Origin of the sequence: Streptomyces alkaliterrae (genome assembly GCF_007097205.2) — a bacterium.
Classification (GTDB): Bacteria; Actinomycetota; Actinomycetes; order Streptomycetales; family Streptomycetaceae; genus Streptomyces; species Streptomyces alkaliterrae.
The window spans coordinates 1-2,429 of the sequence record NZ_VJYK02000506.1; the positions used below are offsets into that span (position 1 = coordinate 1).

A 2,429-nucleotide genomic window follows, 5' to 3' on the forward strand; every position below is an offset into this window, starting at 1 on the left:
CGTGAGCAGCAACCCCGAACACCCCGCCGGCCCCATCTGCCAGTGGTGCCACGGCTCCGGCGTCATCACCCGCGTCCTGGCCTACGTGCCCGGCCCCGACCCCTTCCGAGGACCCGCCGAGTCCCTGGCCCGCGCCGGACAGTGCAAACACTGCCAGGGCACCGGCGTCTACGACTCGCCCCTGGACCCCACCCTGGAACACTGGCGCCGCGACCCCCAGTGACACGGCGCGGGCGGGGCCGCAGCCGAGCGCCGATTCCAGCCTCCTCACGTGAGTAGGCTGCGGCTGGTGATGGGACGACACGAGAGCGAGTAGTACACCTGGGCCGCGTCGCGGACCCCGACGACCCGATCGCGCGCCCCGGCGTTGGCGCTGATGTGCCGACCTTCCTCCAGCGCCCTGCGCTGCCTCTCCTGGTACGGCCGATCGTCAAGCCACTCCCGCAGTACGTGCCCGACATGCGCCCCGACCTCGTCGCTCGCGCGGAGGACGGCGGACGGGAAAGGACCGCCGCCGCCCGGCACCGGATCAAGGGCCCGTGCGATGCGCTCGGCCTGTGCCCGCAGCCATCTCATCGCCTCCGCCGGAGAACGCGCGAGATGCGTACCGAGCAGCCATTCCCCCTCGGCCTCAGGGCTGCGAACGACCGCCTCACACCAGTACCCGTCGACGTAGAGCATCACTGCCACGCCCCCGGAACCAGCCGGTACGGCCGAGTCTCGACAAGCCGGTAGGTCAGGTGCTCCCGCTGCGCGAACCGGTGCTGCCGCACCCACGCGGCGGCGTCCCGAGCCGCCCGCCCTTTCGCTTCCCCCGGAAGCTCCGCCTCCTTGCTCACCTCCACAACCGGCCCGCACGCGCCGCACACCGCGCACTGCATGGTGTACGTGACGGCCTCGGCATCCGGCTCGATGTCCGCAGCGACCGCAAAGCGCCGGAACGCATACACCTCACTCACGCCCGCCCCACCCGCTTCAGATGCTCGGTGATCGCGGCCCCGAGCTCGGCCGACCGCTGACGCGCCTCAGCCAGGGACAACAGACCCTCCCCAGACCGCGCTTCCAACCACCCGTCATCCGACGAGTGTTCGTCCTCCTGACTGCAAGGTTCACCCGCCGCCGTCACAGCGCACCCTCCCCCGCCGCCCGGCACTCGCCGGCGTGCCGCCGCAACAACACCCGGCAGTCCGTGGCACCGGACGGATCTCCACGGCCCTCCGCGCGCCTCTCCTCCTCCCGCAGCTCCACACACCGCTCACAGCCCGCCCCCACGCGGCCGGCCCGGCCTGGCCCCTCAGGCCCGACCACTTCCGACCGCCGACCGTTCCTGCGCAGACCCTCACCGGCCACGACGACTCCTCTCCGTAGCGATTCCACTACCAAGGGGACTCAGCGTGGCCTACAGTCAGAAGCCCATCAACGTTTCAGGGAAGGACGAAAGGTCGGTGTTAAGCCTTTGAACATCAAGGAGTTGGACCCGGACAGCTCGCCTCAGGCAGCTTTCGGCGCACGTCTCCGCAAGTCACGTACGGAGCGCGGCTGGACGCAGGACCACCTGGGCGACCAGATGGGATACTCCAGCACCCACATCTCGTCCGTCGAAACCGGCCACAAATTCCCTACTTTGCGTTTCGCGCGGCGCTCTGACGCCGCGTTGGGCACAGGCGACCTGTTCGAACGCCAGTGGCACGAAATGCGCCACGGCGCACTGCTGGAGGGCTTCCCCCAGTTCATCGACCACGAAGGGCGAGCAGCCGAGATCCGGCTGTACGAGGTGGGCGTCATACCTGGACTGCTCCAGACACCCGAGTACGCAGCGGTCCTGGCCGGCAGTGCGGTGAAGCGGGGCGCGATCACACGCGAGCAGGCGGACGAGCGGGTAGCGCTCATCGCCGAGCGGCAAGCCGCCCTCGTCCGCACGCCACCGCCGCTGGTGTTCGCCGTACTCGACGAGAGCTGCATCCGCCGCCCCATCGGCGAGCCGGAGGTGATGGACGAACAGCTCGCCCGGCTGGTCGAGTTCGCCGACCAGCCGAACACCGTCCTCCAGGTCGCCACCTTCGACATGGGCGCCAGGCGACCGTTCGACCTGCCCATAACGGTCCTGACGTCCCCGGACCGCTCCCTGACGGCGTACTCCGAGTCCGCACAGCGCGGCCATCTTGAGCGGGATCTCGCCTTCGTTCTCCCCATGTTGACGGCCTACCATCAACTACAGGCCGAAGCGCCCTCCCAGGCGGCCTCCGTGGCGATGGTCAACCAGTTGCGAAAGGGCACACCGTGACGACCGAATCCCCCCGCTGGTTCAAGTCCTCCTACAGCAACAACGGCGGCCAGTGCGTCGAGGTCGCGGCGAACCTCGCCGCCTCCCGCGGCGTGGTCCCCGTCCGCGACTCCAAGCACCCGACCGGCCCGGCCCTCACCCTCCC

At 69.7% G+C, this 2,429-nt stretch carries 5 protein-coding genes; 3 read left to right on the forward strand and 2 right to left on the reverse strand.

The genetic code is table 11. The annotated features are described in order from the left end of the window. A partial coding sequence (locus FNX44_RS28350; RefSeq protein WP_173019297.1) for a hypothetical protein occupies nucleotides 1-223 on the forward strand: 223 nt, incomplete at its 5' end. Between the two features lie 44 nt (nucleotides 224-267). On the opposite strand, the gene FNX44_RS26145 is transcribed toward FNX44_RS28350, so the two are convergent. Both FNX44_RS26145 and FNX44_RS26150 read right to left on the reverse strand, forming a co-directional pair. After that, nucleotides 268-690 carry a hypothetical protein gene (locus FNX44_RS26145; protein WP_143651450.1) on the reverse strand — a complete coding sequence of 141 codons (423 nt, stop codon included), beginning with the start codon at nucleotides 688-690 and terminating at the stop codon, nucleotides 268-270. Continuing rightward, nucleotides 681-959: a DUF7848 domain-containing protein gene (locus FNX44_RS26150; RefSeq protein WP_143651451.1), complete on the reverse strand. Its 279-nt coding sequence runs from the start codon at nucleotides 957-959 to the stop codon at nucleotides 681-683. Before FNX44_RS26150 ends, FNX44_RS26145 begins: the two co-directional genes overlap by 10 nt. 497 nt (nucleotides 960-1,456) lie before the next feature. Here FNX44_RS26150 and FNX44_RS26155 point away from each other — a divergent pair, with 497 nt between their 5' ends. Together FNX44_RS26155 and FNX44_RS26160 are read left to right on the forward strand one after the other, a co-directional pair. Then, nucleotides 1,457-2,284, forward strand: coding sequence for a helix-turn-helix domain-containing protein (locus FNX44_RS26155; RefSeq protein WP_143651452.1), 828 nt, complete (start codon nucleotides 1,457-1,459; stop codon nucleotides 2,282-2,284). Then, the coding region (locus FNX44_RS26160) for a DUF397 domain-containing protein (RefSeq protein WP_143651453.1) at nucleotides 2,281-2,429 on the forward strand (149 nt) is incomplete at its 3' end. The genes FNX44_RS26155 and FNX44_RS26160, both read left to right, overlap by 4 nt.